Source organism: Bacillus sp. J41TS8, assembly GCF_018333035.1.
GTDB lineage: Bacteria > Bacillota > Bacilli > Bacillales > Bacillaceae > Bacillus > Bacillus paralicheniformis.
The window spans coordinates 250,434-275,702 of the sequence record NZ_BORF01000003.1 but is presented as its reverse complement, the minus strand read 5'-3'; the positions used below and the strand labels follow the sequence as shown (position 1 = coordinate 275,702).

The 25,269-nt window shown below is 45.5% G+C and carries 29 protein-coding genes, 1 other RNA gene and 1 pseudogene; 13 read left to right on the top strand and 18 right to left on the bottom strand.

What is annotated here, in order from left to right; genetic code table 11:
• Positions 1–16: 16 nt before the first annotated feature.
• Both KI350_RS06650 and KI350_RS06645 read right to left on the bottom strand, forming a co-directional pair.
• Positions 17–496, bottom strand: coding sequence for a MarR family transcriptional regulator (locus tag KI350_RS06650; protein ID WP_154495591.1), 480 nt, complete (start codon positions 494–496; stop codon positions 17–19).
• 114 nt (positions 497–610) lie between these two features.
• Positions 611–1,789, bottom strand: coding sequence for an amidase (locus tag KI350_RS06645; protein ID WP_059232001.1), 1,179 nt, complete (start codon positions 1,787–1,789; stop codon positions 611–613).
• Positions 1,790–1,972: 183 nt separating this feature from the next.
• On the opposite strand from KI350_RS06645, the gene KI350_RS06640 reads away from it, so the two are divergent.
• A complete protein-coding gene (locus KI350_RS06640) occupies positions 1,973–3,022 on the top strand; it encodes an oxidoreductase (protein ID WP_059232003.1) in 1,050 nt (349 codons plus the stop codon).
• 31 nt (positions 3,023–3,053) lie between these two features.
• Here the strand turns inward: KI350_RS06640 and KI350_RS06635 are convergent, their stop codons facing one another.
• Both KI350_RS06635 and KI350_RS06630 read right to left on the bottom strand, forming a co-directional pair.
• Positions 3,054–3,689, bottom strand: coding sequence for an FMN-dependent NADH-azoreductase (locus tag KI350_RS06635; RefSeq protein ID WP_059232005.1), 636 nt, complete (start codon positions 3,687–3,689; stop codon positions 3,054–3,056).
• A 78-nt stretch (positions 3,690–3,767) separates the two neighbouring features.
• Positions 3,768–4,421, bottom strand: a complete 654-nt coding sequence (locus tag KI350_RS06630) for a helix-turn-helix domain-containing protein (RefSeq protein ID WP_059232007.1) — start codon at positions 4,419–4,421, stop codon at positions 3,768–3,770.
• Positions 4,422–4,574: 153 nt separating this feature from the next.
• Between KI350_RS06630 and KI350_RS06625 the strand changes: the two genes are divergently transcribed.
• Together KI350_RS06625 and KI350_RS22970 are read left to right on the top strand one after the other, a co-directional pair.
• On the top strand, positions 4,575–5,162 hold the full coding sequence (locus tag KI350_RS06625) for a manganese efflux pump (RefSeq protein WP_059232010.1): 588 nt from the start codon (positions 4,575–4,577) through the stop codon (positions 5,160–5,162).
• Positions 5,163–5,201: 39 nt separating this feature from the next.
• Positions 5,202–5,297 carry a putative holin-like toxin gene (locus tag KI350_RS22970; RefSeq protein ID WP_222426460.1) on the top strand — a complete coding sequence of 32 codons (96 nt, stop codon included), beginning with the start codon at positions 5,202–5,204 and terminating at the stop codon, positions 5,295–5,297.
• 132 nt (positions 5,298–5,429) lie between these two features.
• On the opposite strand, the gene trhO is transcribed toward KI350_RS22970, so the two are convergent.
• From trhO to KI350_RS06610, 3 genes are all read right to left on the bottom strand, one after another.
• Positions 5,430–6,398: an oxygen-dependent tRNA uridine(34) hydroxylase TrhO gene (gene trhO, locus KI350_RS06620; RefSeq protein WP_059232012.1), complete on the bottom strand. Its 969-nt coding sequence runs from the start codon at positions 6,396–6,398 to the stop codon at positions 5,430–5,432.
• A 195-nt stretch (positions 6,399–6,593) separates the two neighbouring features.
• Positions 6,594–6,812 (bottom strand): sigma-O factor regulator RsoA, encoded by a 219-nt coding sequence (rsoA, locus tag KI350_RS06615; protein WP_031305046.1) that lies wholly within the window; start codon positions 6,810–6,812, stop codon positions 6,594–6,596.
• A complete protein-coding gene (locus KI350_RS06610; protein ID WP_059232014.1) occupies positions 6,775–7,368 on the bottom strand; it encodes a sigma-70 family RNA polymerase sigma factor in 594 nt (197 codons plus the stop codon). The genes rsoA and KI350_RS06610 overlap by 38 nt, the downstream gene beginning before the upstream one ends.
• 156 nt (positions 7,369–7,524) lie before the next feature.
• Here KI350_RS06610 and KI350_RS06605 point away from each other — a divergent pair, with 156 nt between their 5' ends.
• The 5 genes from KI350_RS06605 (at position 7,525) to KI350_RS06585 (ending at position 11,536) form a co-directional block, all read left to right on the top strand.
• On the top strand, positions 7,525–7,674 hold the full coding sequence (locus tag KI350_RS06605) for a YvrJ family protein (protein WP_020452973.1): 150 nt from the start codon (positions 7,525–7,527) through the stop codon (positions 7,672–7,674).
• A 93-nt stretch (positions 7,675–7,767) separates the two neighbouring features.
• Positions 7,768–8,922, top strand: coding sequence for an oxalate decarboxylase family bicupin (locus KI350_RS06600; protein WP_020452974.1), 1,155 nt, complete (start codon positions 7,768–7,770; stop codon positions 8,920–8,922).
• Positions 8,923–8,994: 72 nt separating this feature from the next.
• Positions 8,995–9,393, top strand: coding sequence for a YrvL family regulatory protein (locus KI350_RS06595; protein ID WP_025810753.1), 399 nt, complete (start codon positions 8,995–8,997; stop codon positions 9,391–9,393).
• Positions 9,394–9,457: 64 nt separating this feature from the next.
• On the top strand, positions 9,458–9,943 hold the full coding sequence (locus tag KI350_RS06590; RefSeq protein WP_039073024.1) for a DUF6022 family protein: 486 nt from the start codon (positions 9,458–9,460) through the stop codon (positions 9,941–9,943).
• Positions 9,944–10,090: 147 nt separating this feature from the next.
• Positions 10,091–11,536: an alpha/beta fold hydrolase gene (locus tag KI350_RS06585; RefSeq protein WP_026580118.1), complete on the top strand. Its 1,446-nt coding sequence runs from the start codon at positions 10,091–10,093 to the stop codon at positions 11,534–11,536.
• 176 nt (positions 11,537–11,712) lie between these two features.
• Here KI350_RS06585 and xynC read toward each other — a convergent pair whose 3' ends face one another.
• The 3 genes from xynC to KI350_RS06570 form a co-directional block, all read right to left on the bottom strand.
• Positions 11,713–12,975 (bottom strand): glucuronoarabinoxylan endo-1,4-beta-xylanase XynC, encoded by a 1,263-nt coding sequence (xynC, locus tag KI350_RS06580; protein ID WP_035400315.1) that lies wholly within the window; start codon positions 12,973–12,975, stop codon positions 11,713–11,715.
• A 61-nt stretch (positions 12,976–13,036) separates the two neighbouring features.
• On the bottom strand, positions 13,037–14,584 hold the full coding sequence (locus tag KI350_RS06575) for a glycoside hydrolase family 43 protein (RefSeq protein ID WP_020452979.1): 1,548 nt from the start codon (positions 14,582–14,584) through the stop codon (positions 13,037–13,039).
• A 670-nt stretch (positions 14,585–15,254) separates the two neighbouring features.
• Positions 15,255–15,416, bottom strand: a complete 162-nt coding sequence (locus KI350_RS06570; RefSeq protein ID WP_023856310.1) for a hypothetical protein — start codon at positions 15,414–15,416, stop codon at positions 15,255–15,257.
• A 202-nt stretch (positions 15,417–15,618) separates the two neighbouring features.
• Between KI350_RS06570 and KI350_RS06565 the strand changes: the two genes are divergently transcribed.
• From KI350_RS06565 to KI350_RS06550, 4 genes are all read left to right on the top strand, one after another.
• Positions 15,619–16,161 carry a YcxB family protein gene (locus KI350_RS06565; protein WP_020452980.1) on the top strand — a complete coding sequence of 181 codons (543 nt, stop codon included), beginning with the start codon at positions 15,619–15,621 and terminating at the stop codon, positions 16,159–16,161.
• Between the two features lie 172 nt (positions 16,162–16,333).
• The gene (locus tag KI350_RS06560; protein ID WP_023856311.1) at positions 16,334–16,714 is read left to right on the top strand and encodes a hypothetical protein; all 381 of its coding nucleotides are present in this window, start codon (positions 16,334–16,336) and stop codon (positions 16,712–16,714) included.
• 283 nt (positions 16,715–16,997) lie between these two features.
• Complete coding sequence (locus KI350_RS06555) at positions 16,998–18,716, top strand: ribonuclease YeeF family protein (RefSeq protein ID WP_020452982.1); 1,719 nt, start codon at positions 16,998–17,000, stop codon at positions 18,714–18,716.
• Positions 18,717–18,721: 5 nt separating this feature from the next.
• Positions 18,722–19,006, top strand: a complete 285-nt coding sequence (locus tag KI350_RS06550) for a hypothetical protein (RefSeq protein ID WP_003185302.1) — start codon at positions 18,722–18,724, stop codon at positions 19,004–19,006.
• A gap of 28 nt (positions 19,007–19,034) precedes the next feature.
• Here KI350_RS06550 and KI350_RS06545 read toward each other — a convergent pair.
• From KI350_RS06545 to KI350_RS06510, 8 genes and pseudogenes are all read right to left on the bottom strand, one after another.
• Positions 19,035–19,333, bottom strand: a pseudogene (locus tag KI350_RS06545) (peptidoglycan-binding domain-containing protein); the annotation flags it as partial.
• A gap of 105 nt (positions 19,334–19,438) precedes the next feature.
• Positions 19,439–19,794, bottom strand: a transfer-messenger RNA (tmRNA) gene (gene ssrA, locus KI350_RS06540).
• A 116-nt stretch (positions 19,795–19,910) separates the two neighbouring features.
• Positions 19,911–20,384, bottom strand: coding sequence for an SsrA-binding protein SmpB (smpB, locus tag KI350_RS06535; protein ID WP_009329604.1), 474 nt, complete (start codon positions 20,382–20,384; stop codon positions 19,911–19,913).
• Positions 20,385–20,499: 115 nt separating this feature from the next.
• Positions 20,500–22,803 carry a ribonuclease R gene (gene rnr / locus KI350_RS06530; protein ID WP_059230941.1) on the bottom strand — a complete coding sequence of 768 codons (2,304 nt, stop codon included), beginning with the start codon at positions 22,801–22,803 and terminating at the stop codon, positions 20,500–20,502.
• Positions 22,804–22,816: 13 nt separating this feature from the next.
• Complete coding sequence (locus KI350_RS06525) at positions 22,817–23,563, bottom strand: alpha/beta hydrolase (RefSeq protein WP_035337713.1); 747 nt, start codon at positions 23,561–23,563, stop codon at positions 22,817–22,819.
• A 140-nt stretch (positions 23,564–23,703) separates the two neighbouring features.
• Positions 23,704–23,934 carry a preprotein translocase subunit SecG gene (gene secG / locus KI350_RS06520; RefSeq protein WP_003185418.1) on the bottom strand — a complete coding sequence of 77 codons (231 nt, stop codon included), beginning with the start codon at positions 23,932–23,934 and terminating at the stop codon, positions 23,704–23,706.
• Between the two features lie 164 nt (positions 23,935–24,098).
• On the bottom strand, positions 24,099–24,380 hold the full coding sequence (locus KI350_RS06515; protein WP_020452985.1) for an AbrB/MazE/SpoVT family DNA-binding domain-containing protein: 282 nt from the start codon (positions 24,378–24,380) through the stop codon (positions 24,099–24,101).
• A gap of 28 nt (positions 24,381–24,408) precedes the next feature.
• Entirely contained in the window at positions 24,409–24,642 is a 234-nt protein-coding gene (locus tag KI350_RS06510) for a helix-turn-helix domain-containing protein (protein ID WP_164470226.1), read from the bottom strand.
• Positions 24,643–24,794: 152 nt separating this feature from the next.
• Between KI350_RS06510 and KI350_RS06505 the strand changes: the two genes are divergently transcribed.
• Positions 24,795–25,196, top strand: a complete 402-nt coding sequence (locus KI350_RS06505; RefSeq protein ID WP_026580121.1) for a transcriptional regulator — start codon at positions 24,795–24,797, stop codon at positions 25,194–25,196.
• Positions 25,197–25,269: the final 73 nt, after the last annotated feature.

Here is a 25,269-nt window from a genome sequence, read left to right as displayed (position 1 = left end):
TCGCTGCTCCTCTTGATTAAATGTGTTTTGACCATTCGTTTAAAAAGCGGATGACGGTTTCCAGCTCGGATTCGGAAAACCGATCAAACAGCTCGATATAGCGCTGCTTTGCAATTTCGTGCATCCTGTCATGAACGTCGGCCAGTTTCTTCCCCTCGTCTGTTAATGTGTAATACAATTCTTTGTTGTTGTTCGGTTTTTTGTGCGATTCGATCATCCCGTGCTTTGTAAGCACATTGACCGCTTTTGTCACTGCCGCTTTTGATATTTGAAGTTTTGCTGCCAGGAAAGCGTTGTTGACGTCTGCCTCGTTTTCGCTTATAAGCGAGATCATGTGAAGCTGGGTCAGTGTCCAATGCTTCCGGATACTGTCGTCTTCTTGAAAAGCTTCCTTTACGAGCGTCTGCTGTTCATGCTGAGCCCGCTTTTCTCTTTTGAGAATAAAATCCTGAACGGCTTGAAATGCTTGCTCATACGTCTTGTTTTCCACGATCATCATATCCTTTCCATCATCGTTAACCGGTTAACTATTTAATAGTTTACCAGTTAACAATAATTGAAGCAAGCAAAAAGCATATGATGCAGAAAAGATCCGCAGCATATGCTTCCCTTATACTTGAAGAGATAACACGTGCTTTTCAGTCCAAGCCAGAAGCTTCAGGTCCAGTTTGCGGCCGGCGATGAATGAAAGCCCCAAAGGCTCGCCGTTTTTTGCCGGTAGCGGAACGGTGATCTGCGGAAGCCCGCCCAGCCCGGCAATACACGTCAGTTTCATCGTGCGCGCCCTTCTCTCATTTAATTCGTTTTCCGGCAGCCCGCGGAGCGGCGGCGTGCCGGGAGCAGTTGGAATGACGAGCAAGCCGTCTTCCGCGAGCCATTCCGACAGTCTCCTTTTCACCGCTTCTCTTTTCATAAACACATGCTCATAATCGCTTTTCCTAAGACTTGACGTCCATTCAAATCGTTCTGCGATTCCAGGGCCGAACACCGGATTTGTGCAGTCGATCCAAGCTCCATGCTCCTCCCAAATCTCCAGGGCCTGCAGCACCCTGAACATTTCCGCCCATTCTGCGAGGCCGCCGTCAGCGGCAACGCACCAGTCGAATTCGCCGTCTATCAGGCTTAATGCATGAGCGTATACTTGTGTCCGGTCGCTTTCTTCAAGCAGGTTCCACGCCTCTTTTTCAAAATAAATCTGGTTGAAACAGGCCCCTGCCTCCTCCTGTCCGCTAAGCAGGACGCGGCCTGCAGCATGAAGAACGCCGATATCTTTTGACATCCATCCGACGGTGTCAAAGCTTTTCGCCAGCGGTATGACACCATTAACCGGCACCTCGCCGTGCGTCGGCCGAAATCCGAAAATTCCGCAGTAGGAAGAAGGGATTCTGACAGAACCCCCGGTGTCTGTCCCAAGAGCAAAATCGGCCATACCGGAGGCTGCCGCCACGACCGAACCGCTTGAAGATCCTCCAGGAATGTTGTCCTTTGCACAAGGATTGACAGGCGTTCCATAATGGACATTTTCTCCGTCAAGGCTGTACATCAGCTCATCCGTGTGTGCAGCCCCCTTAAGCCTTGCCCCTTCACGCAGCAGCAAGTCAACGGCTTCCGCGTTTTTTTTGGCAGGTTCGTGCGTTCTCAGCCAATCAGGGTTTCCCGCCGCATTTGTATGGCCTTCTACAGCAAACACATCCTTTACCGCAAACGAAAGGTTTTTCAAGCTTCCTTCAGCTGATGCCGGCTCGACAGCCAAATCCCTGTTCATAAAAGCGCCCCAATCATGCTCCATTTTCAAAATCCCCCCTTTTTGTTTTTAACGATAACCGGACGCCTCTTCAAATTGAACAAAATTGTGACAAAATCTTCCGTTCCCCGGTTGAAAAAGGTCTTTAGGTTTGTTCCTATAGGCAAACAGGGTAAAATAAAGGTGTGTTGATTACATATTAAAAACGAACATGGGAGAGGAGAATGAATGGTGAACAAGGTTCGCACAGGAATATTAGGATACGGTTTGTCAGGTTCGGTGTTTCATGCGCCTTTATTATCGGTGTTAGAAGATTATGAGATTCGGAAGGTGATGACTTCGAGGAAAGAACAAGTCAAACAGGACCTCCCCGAAGCGGAAGCCGTCAGTACGATCGAAGACATCACAAATGACCCGGACATTGATCTCGTCATCGTCACCACGCCGAGCGGCCTTCATTACGAAATGGCGAAAGAGTGCATCCGCGCCGGAAAGCATGTCGTCCTAGAAAAACCGATGACGGCAACGGCGGAAGAAGCGGAAAAGCTCATCAATGCCGCGAAGGAAAAAGGCGTGCTTCTCAGCGTCTACCACAACCGAAGATGGGATAACGACTTTTTGACGATCAAACAGCTCATCAAAGAAGGGCGCCTCGGTGAGGTCAACACATTCCACGCCTCCTACGACCGGTTCCGGCCGAATGTCAGACAGCGCTGGAGAGAGCAGAAAGGGCCGGGCTCAGGCGCACTGTACGATTTGGGTTCACACTTGATCGATCAGGCGCTTCATTTGTTCGGCATGCCGAACAGCGTCACTGCTCAAGTGACCGCTCAGAGAGCCAATGCGGAAACAGACGATTACTTCCATGTCGTCCTTCACTATGATCAGCGCCAAGTGATTCTCCACTCAGGTTCGATTGTTCCGGCCAACGGTCCCCGCTACCAAATCCACGGCTCAAAGGGAAGCTTTATTAAATACGGCATCGACGGCCAGGAGGATGCACTCAGAGCGGGTCAAAAACCTGCAGGCGATGAGTGGGGAGCCGATCAACCCGAATATTACGGGGAACTGGCCACAGTTGAAGGCGACGAGGTCATTAAGGAAACAGTGGAAAGCATCCCGGGTTCATACTTAACTTATTACAAGCAGCTTGCTTCAAGTATTCTTGAAGGCGGCAGCCTGCCTGTCACGGCGGAAGAAGGACGCGACGTCATCCGCATCATCGAAGCCGCACAAAAAAGCAGTGAAACGAATCAAACGGTGTTCTTAAACAAATAAAACAAAACCGCGGATCACGTCCGCGGTTTTTTCAAAAGGTCCGGCCCAATTCTTTGGCTCGGGCAATCGCATTTCGTTTAATTTCTTCGGCTTTATCCGGCTCTGCATTATGCCCTTCTATAAATAAACCTTCAAATTCCGGCACTCCGAAAAACTGCATCATGATGCTGATATAGCGGTGCCCCATCTCAAGTTCCGCAGCCGGCCCTTCCGAATAGTAGCCGCCTCTCGCCTGGATGTGCAGGGCTTTTTTATCGGTTAACAGCCCGATCGGTCCTTGCTCGGTATATTTAAACGTCTTTCCCGCTACAGCGACCGCATCAAAGTACGCTTTCATCACCGGCGGAAAAGAGAAATTCCAAAGCGGCGTGACAAACACGTATTTGTCTCCCGCGATAAATTGCTCGCTCAGCTCATTCAAACGGCCGACTTTTGCCTTTTCGTGTTCAGAAAGCTGTTCAAAGCCCGATCCCGACTGCAATTTTCCCCAGCCGCTGAAGACGTCCGCGTCAATTTGCGGAATGTTTTCCCGATAGAGATCAAGGTGTGTCACTTCATCATCCGGGTGCGCTTCTTTGTAAGATTCGATAAATGCTTTCCCCGCCGCCATGCTGTATGATGCCCTTTCGTCATGCGGGTGAGCGGTAATGTAAAGGGTTTTTGTCATCTCTTTTGCTACCTGCCTTTTTATATTGATATTGGTTAGTATGGAACGTTACCGGGCAAATATTCAGGGGAAATCGGATTATGCTGTGTCGTCCCGATGATTCAACCGGTCCAATACAAGGTGAACAGCGATGGCGTCGTCCAGGTAGCCGATCGGAAACGTATAGTCGGGAATAATGTCCGCAGACAGGATAAAATACAGGAGCGCACTCCCCAGAACGGATCGGTCTTTTTCAGAAGTAGCATTGTCACAATAGCGGTGATGCATTTTTTTCAAATGATTGATGAACGGTCCGGCTCCATTCACCTGGCTTACTTTGTTGTCGAATTCCTCACAAATGATGCTGTGTCCTTCCTCTGTCAACGCATATTGCTCATATTTGTTCAATTCCTGTTCAATACGCTGCCTCGTCTCTTGGGGATCGTACAGCTTGGAGGCCCCTAACATTTCCAGCATGGCGTCAAGAGAGCCAAGGACCTCGGTACCGTTTTGTTCTTTTTTGCCATGAACTTGAAAACCCGAGGCTTCAATCAATTTATCAAGTGAAATATCGAGATGTTCGGAAAAAGCTTTTAGATGAACAAGCTTAGGTTGCTGCTTGCCGTTAGCGATCCGCGAGATTGTCGCGGCGTCCATTCCGGAGAGGCTGCTGAGCTTTCGCATTGAAAGCGATCGCTTTTTTAGCAGCTCTTTAATCAGATGTCCGATATGATTTTCTTTCGGCTGTCCCATCTTTCCTCTCCTTTCCACAACGGTTCTTAACTCATGATATGTGAATATGTTGAGAAATTTGCTTTTTTGTTGAGCTTTTTCATGGTACTGGCACATTTTTCTCAACGATACATACTGTAAGAGCAAACTTACTGGAAAAAGGAGCTACTCATCATGACATCATGGATCATCATTGCAGGCTTAACCGTTTCATCAAGCGTTGACAATTTGGGGGTCGGTTTATCATACGGGATTCGGCAAATTCGCATCAGCTTTTTTTCTAATGTGGTCATTTCACTTATATGTTTTCTCTTTAGCGTGTGCGGCATCCACTTCGGACTTTGGATATCAACGGTTTTACCCGGGATTCTCCCTGTTCTGGCAGGTTCTGTTTTATTGGCCGTTATCGGTCTGCGAATCATGCTTTTGGCCGTTCCGCGTCGTAAGCCTTCCCCTTTGAAAGAAAATGGAAGCACTGGCTCGCCTCAACAGACCGTTGGCTTTTTCGAATCGATCCTTCTCGGAATCGCACTGTCAGCAAATGCCCTTACAAATGGAGTCGGGGCTGGCCTCTTCGGCTATTCGCCGCTTCTGATTTCGATTTTGGCAGCCGCCGGAAGTTTTCTGACGGTGTGGGCAGGTGCCGCCTGCGGTTCCAAACTGGCTCATATTCGCTTTGGCCATTTTACGGTCGGGCAGTTTGGCACGCTGATCAGCGGAGCAATATTACTATTGATTGCCGGTTTCGCGTTTTTTAACTAGCGGCAGGAGCAAAAGCGTCAGGTGAAGGGAGGGAAAGGCATGGCAGTAGAAAGCGCACTTCAATTGATGCTTTCGTTCGGTATCCTGATCGTTGCGATATTTTCACTCTGCTTTCATTTCACGAATAAAAAATAGGAACGCCCCGATCTTTCAGATCAAGGCGTTCCAGGATTCAAAACAAAAGCCGACTCCCATGCAGGAGCAATGCCACTTCGAAGATGCTCGCGGCATCTTCGATTTTTTATATGATATTCTTGTTTGCAACTTTTATGACTGCGCTGCATGCCCCTCTTCTTTCAGCTTTTCGAGTCTCTCTTGCACCTCTTCTTCTGAAAGACCGTGCTCTTTGACATACAGGTTGCGCGGATGAACCCGGCACTCGTGCGTGCAGCCCCGCAAATAGCGGTGCTCATTTTCTTCAGAGCAGATGATCTGCTTGTTGCATTCAGGGTTGGCGCAGTTGACATAGCGCTCGCAAGGCTCGTCGGTGAAATAATCCTTGCCGACGATGACGTGCTCTTTCTGGTTGACCGGAACGCTGATTCTTTCATCGAAAACATAGCACTGTCCGTCCCACAGTTCACCTTGAACTTCAGGGTCTTTTCCGTACGTCACAATCCCGCCGTGAAGCTGGGACACGTCTTCAAATCCTTCTTTTTTCAGCCATCCCGAAAATTTTTCGCAGCGGATACCGCCCGTGCAGTAAGTCAATATTTTCTTGCCTTCAAGCTTTTCTTTGTTATCGCGGATCCATTCAGGCAATTCGCGGAACGCTTTAATGTCCGGTCTGACCGCGCCGCGGAAATGTCCCAAATCGTACTCATAGTCGTTCCGTGCGTCGACGACAATCGTATCTTCCCGCTGCATCGCCTCATAAAATTCTTTTGGCTCAAGGTAGTTTCCCGTTAATTCATTCGGATCGATATCATCTTCCAGGCGGAGCGTCACCAGCTCATCGCGATGGCGGACATGCATTTTTTTGAAAGCATGGCCTTCTGATTCATCGATTTTAAATACCATATCTTCAAAGCGGGGATCGTTTTTCATTTCACTCATATAGCGGTCTGTCTGCTCTACGGTTCCTGACACGGTTCCGTTGATTCCTTCACCCGCCACAAGGATGCGCCCTTTCAGGCCCAAATCTTTGCAGAGCTTGAGGTGATCTTCGGCAAATTGCTCGGGGTCTTCGATATGAACATATTTATAATACAACAATACTCGGTATTGATTTTTCATGATATCTTACCACCTATCTGATGCGTGTTTTTATAAGATAAAAATGGAATATAAATCCATTTACATTCCCAAAGCTTCATTCATATTAAAACAAATCATCACCATGATTTCAATGAAGCAGCTTGAACATTCCATTAATCAAATGTTAGAAATTTTAACACTTCCGGCGGCTTTACGCAAGCAAAACAGCTCAGGTTAAAGGACTTTCAGCAATTCTGTTATAAACTCCCAAAATCCAGGTACTTCTTGACATAAAAGCATCTCCGCTTTTTCGCAAATCTTCATCTTCAGCTCCTGTTCAAGATCCTCCCTCTCTTGATAGGATGTGTTGTTTAATTTGCTTTTGATCATCGGCGTGAAATTTTCCAGCAATTTCTCAATCTCTTTTTCGTCGTGCAGACTCACTGTTATCATTCCCCTCTGCTTTAGAATTCAGCAGCTCTCTTATCTTTTCGAGTGCCCTTTTATGAATTCTTGAAATATTTTGCCTTGATTCTCCCAAAGAGTCAGCCATTTCCTGCATGGATACCCCGTGAATGTAAATTTGCGCAAGCACTTTTTTCTGCTTGTCCGTCAATTGCAAAAACGCTTCATAAAGCATCGGGTCTTGCAGATGTTCACTTAAATCCTCTTCCTGTTCCAAGACATCGTCTAACAGGTCCCCTCGGGGCGGCTCGGGCAAAGTCGGACTGTCGTCGATCATCAATGGAAAACGCTCTCGATTTTTCCGGACTCTTTTATCAAAGTCGACGGAGAAAATCCGGATCATCGAGTTGATGTATTTGATCATGCGGATGTTTTTGTAAAACCGCTTAAATTCGCGATCGAGACACTCTGCCTCTTCAGAATCCGGATGTTCCAAAATGTGGTTGAAAAGCCGCTCATACCGGGGGTTGCTCAAAAAATGCTTCACAAGCGGATGCCCTGTGATTTCCTTGATTTTCGCACGCAGTAACGTTTGATCTATCATAAAAACCGCCTCCTATTTATTTAGATGAAAGAAATGAAAAAAAAGTAAACTCATCTCTTCTATTAACATGCAAACATAAGTTCCCATTCAGAGAAAATAGTTCTTTGCTTACATTTTTCAAACTTTCTTCACTTCTTAACATAGGAGGTGGTAAGAATGGACAGTGCATTCATTGAGGAAGCAGCGAAACAAATCGGCAATGTCGGCTTTCCGGCTGTATTGGCAATTTACCTGCTCACGCGTTTTGAAAAGAAAATCGATGAACTGATCGAATTGATCAAAGAAAAAAGTGACACCGATGATTGACATCGGCCTCACTTTTTTCACTTAACATGACAGAAGGGGAAAACGAAAGGCCTTTCAGCTCTCCTTTACATTTTGAGAAAGAGGGGATATCACATGGAAAAAAACAAATCAATTCCACAGCCGATCAGAGGAGAAAAAGGAGCGGAAACGAAAATTCCGCATAACGTTGAGCGCGATCGCCAAAATCCGGACATGCTTGCGCCGCCGGAAACCGACCACGGAACGGTGTCAAACATGAAATTTTCATTTTCCGATGTCCATAACCGACTCGAAAAAGGCGGATATGCACGGGAAGTCACCGTTCGCGAGCTGCCGATTTCAGACAAGCTTGCCTCTGTCAACATGAGGCTGAAACCTGGAGCCATCAGGGAACTTCACTGGCATAAGGAAGCCGAATGGGCATATATGCTGTACGGAAAAGCACGGATTACGTCTGTTGACCAAGACGGCAGAAATTTTATTGAAGATGTGAAAGAAGGAGATCTCTGGTACTTCCCGTCAGGTCTGCCGCATTCAATCCAAGCGCTTGAAGACGGCTGCGAATTCCTGCTCGTCTTCGATGACGGTTCTTTCTCTGAAAACAGCACCTTCCAGGTGACAGATTGGCTGGCCCATACGCCTGATGAGGTAATTGCCGCAAACTTCGGCATTTCAAAAGACGTCGTAGCATCTCTTCCAGATAAAGAAAAGTATATTTTCCAAGAAGTGATCCCTGGATGTCTTGAGAAAGACAAAGTCGAAAGCCCGAACGGAACGGTGCCTCAATCTTTCAGCTACAATTTGCTTGAACAGGAACCGATCGTATCTAGCGGCGGTAAAGTATGGATTGCCGATTCCACGAATTTCAAAGCGTCGAAAACAATCGCTTCTGCGCTGGTGGAAGTCGAACCTGGAGGCATCCGGGAGCTGCACTGGCATCCGAATACAGACGAATGGCAGTATTATATTTCCGGACAAGCGAAAATGACCGTTTTCGCGTCCGACGGGCATGCCAGAACATTTAACTACCAGGCCGGAGATGTCGGCTATGTGCCGTTTGCAATGGGACACTACGTCCAAAATACAGGAGACGAACCGCTTCGCTTCCTCGAAATCTTCAAAGACGACCACTATGCTGACGTTTCGTTAAACCAATGGCTCGCGCTCGTTCCGGAAGAGCTTGTCCGCCAGCACCTCGACGTCGGCAGCGAGTTTACAAACATGCTCTCTAAAGAAAAGCATCCGGTCGTGAAATTTGATAAGAAATAACCAGCCAGGCTTGCAGGAGACATATCCTGCAGGCCTTCGGCTGCTGTGTACATATTTAAAAGGAGTTGTATCATGAAACATTTCGTTATTTGCTGCTTATCGGTAATGTTCGTTTTTTTCGCCCACTTTCTCGGCATTTCGATCCTGTTTCATCTGCCGGGCGCATTTTACCAAACTGTCGGGTCCCTGCTTTTGTTTACGCTTTGTTATACCGCACTGACCTTTGTCCTGGAACCGGCTGAAAAGCTGCTCATCCACAGTATGAAGCTGCTGGGCATCAATCGGCGGATCACGTTTTTTGCAGCCGAAATGCTCACGATCGGATGTTTATGGGCCGCGATTTTTACAGCGGACGAATTGCTGGACGACGTTCTGCTGACCTCTTCGGCGGAAATCATGATTGCCGTTTCGTTTTTTACCATTGATAAAATCCTTTATCCACGGCAGAGGTCCGGTTCGCTCTTATATTGAGAATCCACTGTGCAGGAGAATGTTATATAATGGATTTCAAGTAATCAAAAGGAGGTTTTCGTTCTTGTATAAGGTACGTTTTAGACCCGACATGTCGATCAAAGAAATCGGCGAACAGGTGCAAAGCTATGTCGCCGCCAATTGGAAACAAACGCTTGAAGATCATCGCGAAGCGCTTTTAAAGGTGTTTCCCGAATTGGAAGACGCGACTTACGGCGTCTACTTGGACCACCTGCTGCCTCCTGTATTTGAAAGTCTCGAACAGTCCGGCTTTACAACGATTCAAGATGCGGGAAAAGGTGATTTTTTCATCGGAAAAGGCTTAAACTTTAGACAGTCCATGGAAAAATGGGGAGCTGACGACTGCCGCTCACGGGTGTTTTGGGCTGTCATCTCCGATCAGCAAGAAAAGCCTGCCGGGACGCTGCTCTTTGACTTTTTTCACTCTCACGCCGGGTTTGACGTGCCTCTTTCTCCGAAGATTTACACATTGGAGGAAACAGAGAGAGACAGAATTGTCGCTCACGTGAAACAGATAAAGGAAAACTAGCTGATAGCGACCCACAACATCATAAGCTGCAACCGCTGGGTAACCCGGCGGTTTTTTTAATGCAGCACAAGGAATATTTTTGCAACCAATCAAACCACACATTCGTTATGTATAAGACCACCAACATCTTACATAAGGGAGAAAATCATGAGAACTTTCGAAATATTATTAACACTCCTGTCTTTTGTCATGCTGTTTCAGCAAAAAATGCCGAGAAAACTTGCGGCGGCAGCCGGATTTGCGAGTATTGGCGTGTTGGCGGGACAGCTTTTTTTTGAGGGATACAGATGGCAAATGGTTTTGATCTATCTGATCTCCGCCGCCCTCGCCTTTATCGCGATCTTCGGTAAAAGGCTTCAAATCAAGATGTGGAAGCCGCTGAAATATGGCTTGTATGTTCTAACATTCGCCATGCTGGCAATCTCCGTCTTCCTGTCTGTATACCTGCCCGTCTTCGATTTGCCTAAGCCTGACGGCGCTTATTCTGTCGGGACGAAGACGTTTCATTTGACCGACCGCGACAGAGAAGAAACGCTGACAAAAAATCCGCACGATAAAAGAGAACTGATGATCCAAGTATGGTACCCTGCCCAAGGTTTGCATGGACAGAAACGGGCACCTCTCTTTCCCGAAGACGCAAGCACATTTCACGAATATATCGAGAAGTTCGCAGATGGATTCGGTCTTCCCCCGTTTGCTTTGGACTATTGGCGCTACATCAAAACAAACTCATACGAAAACGTTGCGATCTCATCAGCTGAAGCCCGATATCCAGTCGTCGTAATCAGCCACGGCTTCGGAACAAGCCGGCTGCTGCACGCTTCCCAAGCCGAACATCTGGCAAGCCATGGATTTGTCGCAGTGGCGATCGATCATACGTACAGTACGATGGCAACGGCTTTTCCAGACGGACGGATGACAGGCTTAACAACCGAGCGATATATGAATGGAGTTTCCGAAAACAGCAGCAAGCTCGGGAACATTTGGACGCAGGACGCCGACTTTGTCATCAATCAGTTGGATCAGCTGAATCGCGATGCCTTTAAGGGAAAACTCGATATGGACAACATCGGGATGATGGGTCACTCATTCGGCGGCGCCACGGCGTTTAACGCCGCATATTCAAATCCCAAAATTAAAGCTGGAATCAACATGGACGGTTCACTGTACAATGTCAACGGCAAGCAGGCGATTTCAAAGCCGTTTCTATTCATGGAATCGAGCAGCTTTATGAACATTAAAGACAAGGCGCTCAGCGGAAAAATTTCTGATGAAGAAATCAAAAATTCGGGTTTAACGAAAGAAGAATTCAACAAGATGATTGAGGAACGAAAAAAGGAATACAAAATCATTGATCAAGCGTCAATGGTGTATATTGAAGGAACGGAGCATTACAACTTCACCGACTTGCAGCTTTATTCAAAACTTTTGAAGCAGCTCGGCATGACGGGCGACATCGACGGCGAACGAAGCGCGGATATCGTGAACCGGTACGTTTTGGATTTTTTCAACAAGCATTTAAAAGAAACCGGCGGCGGCTTGATCAGCAAGCCGAATCCGTCATATCCGGAGGTGAAGTTTCCGAAGGAATAAACCGAAAACGACAGAAAGGGTGCCGGCGGCGGCACCCTCTTTGTCTCATTAACAGATACACCCTGGATTGCGAGAACTAAATATTTTTCGTATGCCTTTTCACTAAATGGCCGCTAAGCCCGGCATATCGGAAGTGTGCGGCTTGTAACTCCGCTTCATGCGCGGCGTCGTTAATATTAGCGGAGGTTAGCGACAAATGTTGTCACACTCTGAGCCGGAAGATGCGCCCAAAAATGATTGTCTGTTACATTGAGATTCGTTCCAGGTTGAAGGTTGCTGCTGCTGCTCGTGATCCATCTGGATACTTGAGAAACAGATCCATTCTGCAGAACGAAGTTTTGGTTAACCCCTGAGTTGTTTTTATTAATGGCAACTATAACGACTTTGTTGTCACCTTTATAGGCAGATACGTAAACGTTTGAAGCAGGGCTCTTTGTCGCATCAACCCTGACATAACCGGGACGGACAAACTTCGAGAAATGAGCCATATTGTAACCGCGCTTGCTGATCGTACCGTCTTCTTTCATAGGACCGTATGATCTGCGGATGTACCACCATACATAAGCCTGAAAATCTCCCTCTACCATCGAATTGTGAATATGGTGCGAAACATCCAATGCCTCAGGCCAGCGGTCCGCAGAATTATTGTCACTGTTCGGATAATATACTTCCGTCATCCAAAGATCTTTTCCTGCTCCTTTTTGTTTGAACAGTGGATAAGCGAAATTGTTAAGCTGTGTACCATAAAGATGAGCGCCAAGAATATCCATATTGGCAAGCGCCTTCGGATCATTCAAAATCGGATCCGATATATTTTTTAAGTATTGAAACGACTCAGGCGCGATGACACGGGCATTAATCGAGCCGGCGTTCTCTTTCATAAAGCGAAGTATTTCTTGCGGTGTCCACCACGTCCAGTCGTGTGCGTAATCAGGCTCGTTTTGGACGGAAATCGCATACAGATTCACGCCATTATTTTTCATGAAGGTAACAAAGTCGTTAAGATGCTTCGCGTATGCGGCGTACTTATCGTATCTCAGCCGTTTAGCTGATGTGTCTCCATTCCGATTGAAAGTCTCAACCATATCGCTTGGCGGATTCCAGGGAGAAGCAAAAACGATTGCTCCGTGTTTGATCGCACTCTTTGCCGTCTCCACTTCTCTGTACCAATTGTTTCTATTTTCATCAACATGAATTCTTAAAATTGAAAAGCCTAACTGATTCTGTCCATTGCCAAAGGCGGTTTCTCTTTGAGCTGCTGTAAGATCCCCGATCCAAGCCGGGTGATTCATCCCTCCAAAACCGCGAATCACTTGTTTTTCTGCAGATAGACGAACTGTTGCGTCACTGGCTGCTGAAACTTCAGAAGCGGCAGGCCCGGTTAACATGAGCGACAGCATCGTTACATATGCCAACAATACACAAATTAATTTTTTCATATGCTTTCATCCTCTCATTGTTGTGGTATATGAAAACCCTTCTGAGACCACCTTTTTGCTGTTACCGGTGCTCATTTTGTGTAAACTGCCAGTAATCAAAATTAAACAAGTTGCCTGAACTGTTTCCGGTAAATACAAAATAGACGTTGTGAACACCGGTTGCGCCGCTCACAGTGGTTTCTATTTCTCTCCAAGTCTGCGCTCCGCCTGTGGAAGGTACATTCAGAGTTCCCACAAGCTTACCTGTTACACTGTCGAGACGGACTTCAATTTTACCGCCTGCAGTGGAAGCGACATTGGCTTTAAATGTCCTCGCTCCGCGCGTGCCGAAGTCAGCATTTCCTACAGCAATCCAGTCTCCGTTATGAATGCTTGTTACGTTTTGATTATTTTCCGGTCCGCCGGGTGCTGAGGATTTCTCCGTCAAAATGCGTCCATTCCAGGCAAACGTTTCAGCTTCTACCCGGTTATACGGATTCAAATTGGCAAGCTGAGACACTCCCCTGTAATTTGCCGCCACCTCTTGAATGGACCCGTTTGCAAGATGGACCAGCTTATTGATATGGGGAGAACGGTATCCTTTGCCGGCTCCGAACAAAGCGAAACTGACAGTTTGAGCATGGTACACCACATACCACTCGTTTTTAAAATTGAAAACAGCATGATGGTTGTTTCCGCCAGCCCCGAAGAATGCACCCGGATTTTTCAGGAAATGCCCTCTATACGTAAAGGGCCCCATGGGACTTGAGCTGGTCATGTAGCCGATTTCACCCGGTGGTATATTGGCCGGGTGCACACCGCTGAAATTGATGCAATAGGAATAGTAATATTTTCCGTTATGTTTATGAATTCCCGAGTCTTCAAACATGAAAGGCGCATCAATCACAGACGCGCTTCCAACAACGCTGGTCATATCGTTCCCCAATTTTATGACTCGTGCTGTTTTAGGATTTGCCCATTGCTCCTGCGTTGGATTTGAACCGCCGGGGATGCCTCCACCGGCATACAGATAACCGGTGCCATCGTCATCTACGAACACTGCCGGATCAAATAGCCAAACAACGCCGGACATTCCCGGTGTACTTATTGTAACCAACGCTTTTCCAATCGGATCTGTCCACGGCCCGGTCGGGCTGTCTGCGGTGAGGACCCCGATACCTCCGCCGCCGTTTGCAAAGTAAAGGAAGAATTTATCCTTACCATTTATCTTTTTAACTGCGACTGACGGGGCCCAGGACGCGCCTGCCCATTTCGCAATCCCCCGGCCGCCATTAGCCCCGTTGGCACCTGCCACCGGAATGGCTCCGTGATCTGTCCAGTTCACCATATCCGCTGAAGAGATGACGAACACTTTGTTCAAATTGGCAAATGAATTATCCTTAATCGTTCCGTTGCTGTTATATTCATAATCGTCACTGGACATATAGATGTAGACTCTTCCGTTATAGGTCAGCGCAAAGGGATCCGCTCCTAAATGATGGTCTATAAGCGGGTTAGAATTCCCTACATGTTTTGCAATGGTTGTGCTGGCAGCAAGTACAGATTTCCCAGGTATACAGCTCATGAATAGCACAAGAACCAATAAACATGCACCGCACTTCATTTTCATAACCAACATCCTCCTTTTATCTATAAAATCAGGCGAGTTGCCGATTTTTCCGGCAGAAGCCCCTGTCTTTGGAAAGTGCGATCCGGCTTTGGGGCGATTTCTAATCTTGAAGCAGCTTCTTTCATAGCTCTATTCCTTCGCGAAGCCGGGCCTAGCCCTCTTCCGGAAGAACGCGTTCAGAATCTTGGCCAACCGCAATAACCTGACCGGTGATTTATCTGCCGGCGCTTTGCTCTTCTTTCTCCGCATCCCCTCCTGTAGTTCATATTTAATAACCGTTTTGCATAAGCGTTGATCATACAAACTTTTACATTTAGCGCCTTCAAAAACTTACCATAATTTTTTAAGCATATTAAGTGTCTTTTATCATTTCTTTTTCATAATCTAAAATTGATTCTTATGAACTAATTTCATTTTTCTAAAAGAAAATAGGGTTGTTTTATAGACATCCGTACGTTGCCTAGAGGTGATTCTTAATCGCGGAAAGAAAAAGAGTTTAAGTTGAATCAGCGGAGCATTACAGCTTCCCCGAAGACGGAAAAGCGGAGATATTATAAATCATCATGTTTTGGATTTTTTAAGGAACGGGCGGCGACTTGACAAGCGAGCTGAATCCGGAGGAATGATCGAAAAGCTGAGTGCCGCTGAGGAAAGCGGCAACCTCTTATAATCAGGAGAAAATAAAGAAAAGACTTAAAGCAATCGCAGTCTGAACAAGCGAAATCAAAGCCAAGTGTCCTAACGGAGTCTTGGCTTTTTTGATGTATGTATCATAAATGGCATTAACAGTAAAGAAACAAACGTATCCTATTAGCGATTCAATGATGAGCATGGTAGACCTCCTTTTGGTCAGCTCCTTCGAATGTATATACAATCAAAGTTCGACATAATACCCTCTGATCCTTTTTTAGCGATCCCTAAGTCGATTACACGGTGCCTCTGCTATACCGATTCCAAAGAAAAGCCAATTTCTGAAAATAAATGAAACTTTATGCTAAAATTAAAGGAAAACAGGTTTGAGGTGCAGTAAACTTATGATCCAACACAGTGTCTTTCTTGAGGGAGAATATACATTACAGGATATGAGATACTTCTTTTTTTATTGGCTTAAAAAATACGCATTCCTTTATTTTATTCTTATTTTTCTATTGTTGGTCTGGGTGTTTTCCGTCGATGGGAAGATGCCGATTACCGTTTATCATAGTGAAACACTCGAATTGTTGTTGAATGGACTTCTCATGATTGTACTTTCAATAATATTAACCTCACTTTTAATTGGTTTTTTTTATATCCGGATGCAAATTGTCTATCGGAAAAATGAACGGCTAAAACGTAAAAGAACTTACACTATCAATCCACAAGGAATTCAGATTCAATTTAAGAATTTCGATACGTTGTTTCAATGGTATGAAGTGACAGCAGTAACAGAATATAAACGCCTCATCCTCATGAAAACGTCAAGCAGCCAGATGATTTTGATACCGAAACGCTTTTTCACATTTGAAAATGAACTTCATTCTTTCAGAGAGCTTGTGACTACATATGGGCAGGCCAAAAAATTGAAATTGCAATCTTAAGAAGATGGATTTCTCTTTTTTGTATATCCATTTTCATTTCGTAAAAGGAAGCTTTATTCTTTAGTGATTGTAACCAAATGTATCAGAGGAGAATGCTATTTTTAGAAAACCATTAATAATAAGAATGTCCCTATAATGAATCCAGTCGATAAATAAAAGGCGGTTGATAGTAATGAATAATGCAATACTAAAAAAATTACACCCACATATAGAGGAAGAGGTTACACTTGAAATAAACGGATTTGAATTCACTGGATTTTCAACTATTTGCCCCTATGTCATTGAAGAAGGGAGAGAGTATCCTGTTTTTATTAGCTTCACAATTTTAGATCAGTCAGACCTTCTTGAGTTAGATAAGGAAATCAAAGAATTAGCACGAATTGATGATAGTTATAGATATTATATACGCGGAATACTACATGAAGATTATATTGATGCAGGAATAAAAATTTATGATGACAATGGATATTTTAATGATTATAAATATCTGGCAGGTAAACCCGTAGAGTTATTAGTTGACAGAATAGCAGTTGATTTTCTTGATAATAACTAATGACCAATCGGCAAGAAACCATTCAAAATAAAATAGATTGATGAAAGTCAAAAAAGTTTTAAAACAGTTCTTTAATCTCGAGTTTATAGAATTTGAAAATTATGATCCTGAGTGGTTGCAAGTATTTGACGCACCATTGGAACGATTTATCCTAATTTTCTCCACCCTTCTTCCTTCCTCTTCATTATGATTCATTTTCAGTGAACCACAGGATTTATTGTCCATTCTTTTCTATAAAGTGGTAAACTTTTTTCTGAATAAGTCTTTTGAAAGGGTTTGACGTATGAAAGTCTTTGAAGCGAGTTCTTTAATTGAAGCAGCGAACAAACGTAAGAAAGAATATGAAGCCTTTGAAGAACAACTGCAAACACTGAAAAAAGCGTTTCTGGGCGTTGCTGATTTAGGTGATGACTTTGAGGGAAAAGGCGCGGACAACATCAAAGACTTCTTTAGAGGACAGGCCGAGATCGTTGATAGTTGGCTCAAGCTTGTCGATGCACAGATCGCTTTTTTTAAAGGGGTTTCCGGCGATATTAAAGATCAAAAGCTGTCCAATTCATATGTGGAAGTCTCCTTTCTGGATCATGAGCTGAAAAATGCGGATTTGAAAGCAACGGAAATCGTCTCAGGGCTCAAGCTGGAAATGGATAAGATCATCGCCAGCGTAAGCGATATTGTTGACTTGGATAATTGGACGCTAGATGACTATATTGATAAAATGGGCAAGGCACAAGAAACTCGCCAGAACACGATCGATGCTGTCAACAAGCTTGACGAATCGTTAAAAACCGAATACTCAAATTTAGAAGCTCTTGACAATACAGTGCTCGCTAAGTATTCCGGTCTAATGGAAGCAACAAGCCATGGAAAAAGTGCGGCTCCGATGCATTTTAGTTTGAAGTCGTTTCATTCCAGTGAAATCTACAAGAATACGATGGAAGTTGAAAAACAGGCCACTAATTACATCGACTCCAAAAGCGAACAAGCCGAAGCCCGGCAACTGCAGGAAAAACAAGAAGAAGAAGCAAACAAGCCTTGGTATTTAAAAACGCTTGATGCTGGTGGAACATTTTTAGGAGAAATCAGCGGGTACTATGATTATAAAAGAGCTGCTGAAGGGATTGACCCGATCACAGGCGAGAAATTAACGGATGGCCAGCGAGTCGCCGCCGGAGCGATGGGTGCGGCCGGCTATATCCCGGTTGTCGGCTGGTTAGGCAAAGGTGCAAAAGGGATCAAAGGTGTATACAGCATGTACAAGGCCGAAAAAGCAGTCACAACTGTAGACAAAGCTCTGGCTGCTTACAAAACCCCGAAAACCTTCCACGCTCTGAAAAACTCTGAAAAAGGCCTATATGGACTGGCCGCGGCTAATGGCTTCAGCGAAACCATCACCGGACGGGATATGCTCGGAAATAAGATTTCGGATGAACAGCGACAGGATAGCCTAAATCGTGCAATCGCAATGATAGCACCTTTCGGTATGCAGAAAGCCGGAAAAGTGCTGAGTGTAAACTCACATAACGGTAGGGCCACTAATCTTTACAGAGGTGAAGACTTTCCTTATGAGCCTAAAAGACCAAACGGCATAGGCAAGTCTCATATTTCCCCTGAAACCGGTAATCTTGTACCTGCCAACAAAACTGGTATGTACCAAGGTCGTCAGGTTACTGTAACAGAGCACGTCCTTGGAGGATATAGAAAAGGCGGGAAATCCAACAGCCCATATACAAGTTTTACAATAAATCAAAAAGTTGCAAAGGGATACGGTGAAAATACAATAGAACTCGACATATCTGCTCTCCGTAAAGCCATCAGGTCTGGTGAAGTGAAGGATATTGTAATTTTATCTCCTAAACAAATCGAAAGGTTAATCAAAAATGATACTCGACAGTCTGAATACTGGAAAAACAAAGCTTTAAAATGGACTCAAAGAGACACTGAATACTTTGTAAAAGGTGAAGTTCCAAAACAATTTATCAAAGTACATCCGAAGGAGTGATAAATATGCTTCTATATTATAAAAATGAATGCTTGGGTGAAATAAAAGGCGCTACTGTTGAAGGTGTCTGGATGTATGGAACAATCATTCCTAATGAAAACATGGAAAAGTTCAAAGATTTCTTTAAGGCTGTAGTAAACGAGGATGACCCTTTTGCCATTGAACAGTATAGTGAAGAATGGTTAGATGATGAAAATTGGTTTATTATTGATGAAAAGCAAAAAAAGGTTGGTATATCCCTTCCAGGGATTTACGAAAATGATAATGAAATAAATTGGAGATGGAGATAAGAAGGCCCTTATTAGAGGCCTTTTTGTATTACTTCAGTAGTGATTCAAGTTTTGCTTTCGTTTTCGGTCCGTAAATACCATCCGCAGACAACTCGTACATCAGCTGGAACCGTTTGACCGCGTTCGCCGTTTTCGGCCCGCAGCAGCCATTTCTATGTCGTTATTCTTTACCTCTTTGTATGGATAGAAATAGAGGGCAGCTAAAGCCTCTTGAATCCGCCGAACGGCCGTTCCTTTCATGAGTGGGCTTTTTATCTTAAAGATGCCCGCAGGCAGCGTGTAGGATGATTTTTTGTCGCTCGAGGAAAGCTTTTTTTTTTCCGCTGCAATATGAGGACCGATGACCCGCCATACATGTTCATTAAGCCTTTCAAAGGCTCTTGCACAAACATCAAAACTCCCCCAAAAACAAAAAAACCACCATCATATGTATGGTGGAGACGGTGGGAGTCGAACCCACGTCCAGAAACGTCGATTGCTTCAGCGTCTACGAGCGTAGCCCTGCATATTTAGTTTCGCTCATCTTCGTGCCTGCGGGCAGGCCCTCGGAAAGCTAGTCTGATAAGTCTCTTCCTGCGCTCTCAGACGGGAGCGCAAGCGTAGCCTACTTCGTTATGGGCTCTTAACCGGCACATAGGCGATGCGGGCAAGAGCTCGCTGCGCTAATTAGGCAGCTAGTGCTAAGTTCTGGTTAGATTTGCCAGTTATATTTAGGTGCGTTTTTACGAGATCGCCTCTCGGCTCGCAACTCAAGCTCGATCCGTCCCTGTCGAATCCGTAACGTCCCCTTGGATGAAAAGGAAGTCGGATAACTGGCTGCATCACTATTATAACAAGATCACGCGTCAATTCCAAATGGTAATGTCTGTGATCACGTTCATATAGGATAACATGGGTTCCGGCTTTAGATCAAGCCTTTTTGCCTGTCGCGGAATGCTCTTTCGATTTCACGTTTGGCGTCTTTTCGCTTTAAGTCTTCGCGTTTGTCGAATTTCTTCTTCCCTTTTCCGAGTCCGAGCAGCACTTTCGCAAAACCGTTCTTCAAATAAATCTTGAGCGGTACGAGCGAGTATCCCTGCTCTTTCGTCAAACCGATCAATTTGTTGATCTGCTTGCGGTGCATCAAAAGCTTTCTCGTCCGCAACGGATCATGGTTGTAGCGGTTCCCCTGCTCATACGGGCTGATGTGCATATTGTGAAGGAACACTTCCCCGCGCTCAATTTTGGCGAACGCGTCCTTTAAATTCACCCGTCCGGCGCGAATGGACTTGATTTCCGTACCTTGAAGCACGATGCCTGTTTCGTATGTTTCTTCTATAAAATAATCATGATTTGCTTTTTTATTTTGGGAAACAACCTTCCCTTCTCCCTTTGGCATACGGCAACCTCCTCCCGCCTTCAATCTCACATTCAAAAGGGCGGCGAATACGTATTATTCTATCAAATGAACGTTCGCCTTACAATTTCGCCGCCCTTTTTTTGACGTGTGCCGTCTATTTTTTCTTTTTCTTGCGTTTTTGTTTCGGCGCGTTTTGAAAACCGCGTTTTTTCTTTACTTTTTTCTTTTTCGGCTTGGTGAACCATTCCCCTTTGTCAGCCGATGGAGCATCCTTTTTAGGACCCTTTTTCTGTTTTGGCTCCGGTTTCTGCCGGCGGCGGGAGCCTTTCATGCCGACGATTTCAAAATCGATGTTCCGCTCGTCTTTATTGACGTCAACGACGCGGACCGTAATCTCATCGCCGATCCGGTAGACGTTGCCCGTACGCTCGCCGATCATGGCATAGTGCTGTTCATCATAACGGTAAAAATCGTCTGTCATAAAGCTGACGTGGACAAGCCCTTCGATCGTGTTCGGCAGCTCGACAAACATGCCGAAGTTCGTAACGGAACTGATCACACCGTCAAATTCTTCACCGATCTTATCCAGCATAAATTCGGTTTTTTTCAAATCATCCGTTTCCCGCTCGGCATCTACGGCATTGCGTTCCATATTTGACGTATGCTCGGCGATCTCAGGCAGTTTTTCGGCCCATTTCTCCCTTGTCGCTTCGTCTGTCTTGCCCTGAATCAAATACGTCCTGATCAGCCTGTGGACGATCAAGTCAGGGTAGCGGCGAATCGGTGACGTGAAATGGGTGTAGAATTCAGTCGACAAGCCGAAGTGTCCGAGGCTTTGCGGATCGTATTTCGCCTGCTTCATCGATCTGAGCATAACCGTTGAAATTACGGCTTCTTCAGGACGATCCCTGACTTCTTCAAGCACGCTTTGCAGCGCTTTCGGATGGATGCTTCCGGCCGTCCCTTTGACGACATAGCCGAATGTCGTAACGAACTCAAGAAATCTCTGGAGCTTTTCTTGATCCGGATCTTCGTGAATCCGGTAAATAAACGGAACATTCATCCAATGAAAGTGCTCGGCGACCGTTTCATTGGCGACAAGCATAAATTCTTCGATCAGCTTTTCTGCTGTCGACCGTTCTCTCAAGACGACGTCCTTCGCTTTTCCTTCTTCGTCGACGAGTACCTTCGCTTCCTTAAAGTCAAAGTCGACGGCACCGCGTTCCATCCGCTTGCCGCGCAGAATCGCAGCCAAGTCTTCCATGTCTTTGAACATCGGGACAAGCGCCTCATATTTCTGCTTCAGCTCTTCATCGTCATCGACTAAAATCTTGTTCACGTCAGAATAAGTCATCCGCTCGGTCGTTTTAATGACACTTTGAAAAATTTCGTGTTCGACGACTTGCCCTTGAGGATTAATGAGCATTTCGCACGACAAAGTCAGCCGGTCAACCTTCGGATTTAAGGAGCAGATTCCATTCGACAGCCTGTGCGGGATCATCGGAATCACCCGGTCGACAAGATAGACGCTCGTGCCGCGTTCATATGCTTCCTGGTCAATCGGAGACCCTTCTGTGACATAATGGCTGACATCGGCAATGTGGACGCCGAGTTTATAATGGCCGTTTTTGAGTTTTGTGACGGTAACGGCATCATCCAAGTCTTTGGCATCTGCGCCGTCGATCGTGACGATCGTTTGATCGCGCAGATCCCGTCTGCCTTCAAGATCTTTTTCATCGATTGTATCAGGCGTATTGCCGGCTTGTTCCATCGCCTCAGCCGGAAAGTCTCCCGGGAGGCCATGCTTATGAATGATGGAAAGGATATCGATGCCGGGGTCGTTTTTGTGGCCGAGAATCTCGATAACTTCCCCTTCCGCACTCATCCGGCCTTCAGGATAGCTTGTCAGGCGGACGACGACTTTGTGCCCCTCGACGGCGCCGTTTTTGGCGTGCTTCGGAATAAAGATGTCATTCGTGATTTTTTTATCGTCGGGAATGACGAAGCCGAAGTTTTTCGTCTCTGTATACGTGCCGACAATCTTCTGAATGCTGCGCTCAATGATGCGGATGATGGCCCCTTCTTTTTTTGTACCTCCGGACTCCGTACTCAGGCGGACAAGCACGGTATCTCCGTTCATTGCCGTATTCAACTCAGACGGCGGAATGAAGACATCGTCAAGCGAGGAATCTTCGGGGAGAACAAACGCGAAGCCTTTCGCGTGCGCCGACACCTTCCCTTTGATCAAATTCATTTTTTCGGGCAAACCGTAGCGGTTGCTTCTCGTTCTGACGACAAGCCCTTTTTCTTCAAGGGTTACAAGAGCTTTGACAAGCTCTTTGTATTCGTCCGAATCGGTGATTTCCAGCATCTCTTCCAGTTCCTGAACTGTAAGAGGTTTATACGCTTCTTCTTTCATAAAGGAGAGAAGCTTATCCATAAATTCTTCTTTTTCCACTAACCAGACCTCCTTATGTCTGCCAATCCAGCGTTTCTAAAAATTGATACACATCCTTGTGCAGTGCTTCGCGTTCTTTATCCAATGTGATGGCATGACCGGATTCTTCATACCATTTCAGCTGCTTATCATCCGTTTCAACTTCATTGTAGATGATGTTCGCGCTGTCCGTATTAATCATATGATCGTGGCGCGCCTGCACGACAAATGTAGGCGAATAGATCATGTCCACATGCTCTCTGACATCGGCAATCAAATCCTGCAGTGCTTTCAACGTGTTCATCGGCGTTTTTTTGAATTCTTCCATCTCAGCGTCAATCTGTTCCGCTGTCTTGCCTTCAAATTTCTTATAATTGCGTGCATACTCAAGCACACCCTCGTACATCGTCTCTTCGCTTTTGATATACATCGGCGCGCACATTGGAACAATTCCCTTTATGGGTACAGTGTAACCCAATTTCAATGAAAAAACCCCTCCGAGAGACAGACCGCAAGCGGCGATTTGTTCATACCCTTCCGATTTCAAATATTCATACCCGTTCATGACGTCTTTCCACCAGTCTTCCGGCCCTGTAGAAAGAAGTTCTTCCGGAGGCACGCCGTGGCCTTTATATTGGGGCGCATGGCATGTGTAGCCTTTTTCATTCAAATATCTTCCGAGCATTCTCACGTCCGCCGTGTTGCCGGTAAATCCGTGCAGCAGCAGGACGGCTTTTTTTCCGCCTTTAAATGTGAAAGGTTGTGGTTTGACGATTTTCATGATTCACTGTCTCCTTTTCATATGTATTCTTCCACGTTTAGTCTTGAAACAAACTTTATCAATCGGCCGGTCTCTTCATACAAAGACCTGCAAATAGGAAAAAGGCCTGACTTGAACATCAGACCTCATGCTTCATTGTCTTATACAAAGTAAGCAAGCGCAATCGTTAAGAAAAAGAAAAGCACGGTTAAAACGACCGTCATCCGGTGGAGAATCAAATCAAGTCCTCTTGCTTTCTGCTTTCCGAAAAGCTGCTCGGCTCCGCCGGAAATTGCGCCTGATAATCCGGCGCTTTTGCCGGATTGCAGTAAAACGACAACGATCAGTACGATACTTACAATCACTAATAAGACCGTTAAAAATGCGGCCATAACCTACACCTCCAGACAAACTGGCTGACAATAGTTTTATTTTACATGAAAAGCAAGCGCATGTCACGAGCGTTTCGAACAGCTTTTTTTATTTTTTCCCAGCGCCTGAATAAGGTATACAAAAAAAAGGAGCGGCTATGCTCCCTATCAGGCGGAATATGTAATCATTTTTCTGACAAGGCCGCCATCATATCTTCCAGCAGCATTTCTGCTCCCCTTGGGCTGAGTACGATTTTGCCGCCCGCATACGTTTTATTTTTGGTGGTGATGTCGCCGGTCATCAAGCATGCCATGTTGGCGGCGTATTTTGTCAAAATGATGTTTTCTCCGTCGGTGTATATTTCGAGCGGGTCCTTTTCATTGATATTCAGCACCCTGCGCATTTCGACCGGGAGAACGACTCTGCCGAGCTCATCGATTCTCCGGACAATTCCCGTATTTTTCACGTTTGAAAAGCCTCCTTTTTTCCTTTGTTTATTGACATTTGTCAACATCTTTATAATAAAAGAGATCTTCAAATTTTTTGTTGAAATACTGAATCATCTTTCCGATCACAAGCTGTCCGGGCCTCCTTTCGCCATTTAAAACTCTGCTCAGAGTCGCCGGGGATACGCCGATTTCAATGGCAAGCTGATTTAAGGAGAGATTGTGTTCAATCATATACTGGAGAACAAAATCTCTTTTGATATGAATCTTTTTTACCATGATTACTCCCCTTTCTAATCTCTTATGTTTCTTTTTGTCTATATTGAACATAAACGATTTGTTAACTTTTGTCAATACTTTTATCATCCATATGTTTCCTATAGGCAATATTCGTACTAAAATATTTTATAATAAGAGATTGCGAGGTTTTGGCCATGACGAACTTTGGATACCATTTACGACAATTAAGGGAACGGAAAAAACTGACCGTCAATCAGCTGGCGATGTATTCCGGCGTCAGTTCGGCCGGCATTTCGCGAATTGAAAACGGAAAGCGCGGCGTGCCGAAGCCGGCGACGATCAGAAAACTGGCGGACGCTTTGAAAGTCCCGTATGAGGAACTGATGGCATCCGCAGGCTATATCAGCGCATCTACAGTCCAGGAAGCAAGAAGCAGCTACGATTCCATTTACGACATCGTTACACAGTACGATTTAGAGGATCTTTCTCTGTTTGACAGCGAAAAGTGGAAGGTGCTCTCAAAGAAAGACATCGAAAACCTGGACAAATATTTCGACTTTCTCGTGCAGGAAGCAAGCAGCCGAAACAAAAACTGAATACCTTCTCCGCAGCGCACGCCCCCCTTTTTATCATTTTCGTCTGTTTTCGACCCTGCTGTTATTTTATCCC